Here is a 3,143-nt window from a genome sequence, read left to right as displayed (position 1 = left end):
GCTTATAAGACAATGGATGGTAAAAAGTATTATGGCTCTTATAGTTCGATGAAACCTTGCAAAACAAAGTAAGCTTAAAAACCATCTTATGGAAAGATAAAGAAGTGTTTCTATCGCGAATGTTGTGCGTTAGAAACACTTTTCTTTACTTGTACCATCTTCATCCTGTCATACGCTTTTTCCCCTATAATCATCATGTAACCGTGAAATATTACCTCTTTGATACGATGGTAAGAAATGGATCTTCCCTTTAGAAATGGTAAAAAAACTCTAGTTTCTACTTGCTATATGTTGTATAATGTGGTAGATTGTGCAAATAGTGCTTATAGGAAGCAATGAAAAAAGGAGTATTGTATATGTTTAAAAGCGTACAGTATGTAGTAAAAGAAAACTTCTCTAACTTATATCGTATATTTTGCATCGCGAAGTATGAATTACTTGCGGATATGCGTGACTCTAAGTTTGGATTATTTTGGAATTTTGCATCACCGGCAATTCAGGTGCTTACATATTTCCTGATTTTTGGTTTGGCATGGTCAAGAAAACCTATCAAACATGACGGTATTGAAATTAATTATCTGCCTTGGTTGGTCGTTGGGTATGCTGCATGGTGGTTTATTCAGCCATGTATCCAGAATGGTTGTAATGCCATTTTCTCCAAAACCAGCGTTATCACCAAAATGAAATTCCCTGTCAGTGTCTTACCGGCAACGATTTGTGCGAAGGAATTCTTTAATCACCTTTGTATGATGCTGATTGCAATCGTGATGTTATTTATGTGCGGTTTCTTCCCGAATGTATATTGGTTAGGGTTGATTTATTTTACGATCTGTTCCTTTATGTTCGTTGAATCTGTCACCTTGATCTTATCCGTCTTAACGATGTTGTGGAGAGATGTCAGAAAACTGGTAACTTCGCTAATGCGAATGCTGATGTATTTTTCACCCGTTATTTGGGAATGTCATTTTGCGGCAAGTGTTCCATTTCATAATATCCTAAACATTATTATGAAATTAAATCCGGTGTATTATATCGTAAATGGCTACCGTGATTGTATTTTCTATAACCGATGGATATTTGCTCACCCGGCACAGACGATTTATTTCTGGGGAGTAACGATTGTCTTATTTGTAATTGGCTGTATGCTGATGTATAAGTTTAAACGTAAGTTCATTGACTTAATTTAGGCAGGTGATAAGAATGGCAAAAAATACATATGAAACAAACCCTTATGCGGTAGAATTACATCATATTTCTAAAATTTATAAATTAAAGAAAAAAGACGGACAAAAGTCAAATGATAATGAAAGCTTTTATGCGTTAAGAGATATTAGTATCAAAGTTGAAAAAGGCGATGTTGTTGGTGTGTTAGGAACCAATGGTTCCGGTAAATCAACGTTATCCGTTATTTTAGCCGGTATATCCGATATCGATGGCGGGGAAATGAATGTTAGTGGAGAACAAGCCTTAATTTCCATCAATACAGGGCTGAATCAACAATTGACCGGCTTAGAAAATATCAACGTTAAGGGTGCTTTGATGGGCCTTTCTAAAAAACGTATTCAAGAAATTACAGAGGATGTTATTGAATTCGCAGAATTAGGCGATTTCTTATATCAGCCGGTAAAAAAATATTCCAGCGGTATGAAATCAAGACTTGGTTTTTCAATATCTCTGGCATTGGATCCGGATATCTTTATTGTCGATGAAGCCTTATCCGTAGGAGATAAAGGATTCGCCCAGAAATGTATGAATCGTATGAAAAAACTGCGTGATGAACAAGGAAAGACAATCTTCTTTATCTCACATGCATTGCCACAGGTACGAGAATTCTGTAAGACGGGAATGTGGATTGAAGGTGGAAAGCTTATTGAATTTGGGGAAATTAATGAAGTATGTGACCACTATTCAGAGTATGTAGATAAATTGAATGCAATGAGTGATAAAGAAAAGAAAAAAATGTTAAACGAAAAATTTGAACAGCGAATCATTCATAACTATAAAGAGGGATTCTTATCTAAATTATTCACGAAAAAATAAAGCAACAACATCGTTGTTGCTTTTGCTCTATAGTTGAAAGGGAAAGAACATGCAATGAAAGGAGTTTTTTATGGATAAAGCAGTTGAAAATACAACGACGAGATTAGTGTGGCTAGACCAATTAAAAGCTATTTCCATGTATTTCGTCGTTTTAGGTCATTCACTGTTAAAGTTTAAAGAAGGAAAAGTATTTCGTTTTATTTATTCCTTCCATATGCCATTATTTTTCATGATATCCGGCTTAACATTTCGTCCTGATAAATATACGACTATCATGGATTGTGTGAAAGATAAAATCATAAAACTAGCTCATCCCTACATCATGTTAAATATATTATCCTTGCCTTTTTGGTACATCAACATGAAAACCCATATGATCCAACCGGATTCTTTGATAGAAGTTTTATTCGGTGTCTTCTATTCCAATAGCGCCGTTGTCAGAGCTCCATCCAATGCGACATGGTTTTTAATGACCTTATTATTTGCTGAGGTTATTTATTATATGATACATTATTATTTAAAAGATGATAAATCGGTCTTCTTAATGTCGTGTATCTTGGGTGTCATCGGTGTTATGGCACCGTTGGGAAAAGAGTTTTTGGATGCTCCATTCCATTTTGATGTATCTTTAGTTGCGCAATTTTATTATGGTTGTGGCTATCTGATAAGAAAGTATTTTACAAATTTCATGAATGCCTTTAAGGAGCATTATCGCTTTAAAATCTTTCTGTTGTTCTGTGTGGGAACCTTTTCGGCATTTATCAATAAGCAAGTAGATATGAGCAATGAACTGTATCGCAATATCACCTATATGCTGATTAGTTCCTTCTCGTTATCCTTCATTCTCATCTTTCTTGCGAAAAAGTTTAATTTCCACTCGAAGCTATTATCCTATATCGGACAGAATACCATTATCATATTAGCTTTGCACATCCCTATGTTACGTATTCTCCAGGCGGCTTTCCCGATTTTTTTAACAAGTCAGTTTTATGCCGTGTTAGCATCCATCATCATATACTTCATCATGGTGATATTTATATGGTTTATTAATCGTTATTTATATTTTATAGTAAAAATGCCAAAAAGGTTCCAAAACATAATTC

The 3,143-nt window shown here is 34.7% G+C and carries 3 protein-coding genes; all 3 read left to right on the top strand.

The features are described 5' to 3' along the window. The first annotated feature begins 356 nt into the window (after positions 1 to 356). Entirely contained in the window at positions 357 to 1,187 is an 831-nt protein-coding gene (locus AC1VS3_RS12825; protein ID WP_008978200.1) for an ABC transporter permease, read from the top strand. A gap of 13 nt (positions 1,188 to 1,200) precedes the next feature. After that, positions 1,201 to 2,040: an ABC transporter ATP-binding protein gene (locus AC1VS3_RS12820; protein ID WP_008690543.1), complete on the top strand. Its 840-nt coding sequence runs from the start codon at positions 1,201 to 1,203 to the stop codon at positions 2,038 to 2,040. A 70-nt stretch (positions 2,041 to 2,110) separates the two neighbouring features. Further along, a partial coding sequence (locus AC1VS3_RS12815; protein ID WP_481275682.1) for an acyltransferase family protein occupies positions 2,111 to 3,143 on the top strand: 1,033 nt, incomplete at its 3' end.

The organism is Longicatena sp. (assembly GCF_982403165.1).
Note: the sequence above shows the minus strand (reverse complement) of the source record. Positions and strands in the feature narration are given on the sequence as shown.

Excerpts from the sequence above, each read along its gene's own strand:
- AC1VS3_RS12820 (WP_008690543.1), top strand. The coding sequence starts at position 1,201 with ATGGCAAAAAATACATATGAAACAAACCCTTATGCGGTAGAATTACAT.
- AC1VS3_RS12825 (WP_008978200.1), top strand. The coding sequence starts at position 357 with ATGTTTAAAAGCGTACAGTATGTAGTAAAAGAAAACTTCTCTAACTTA.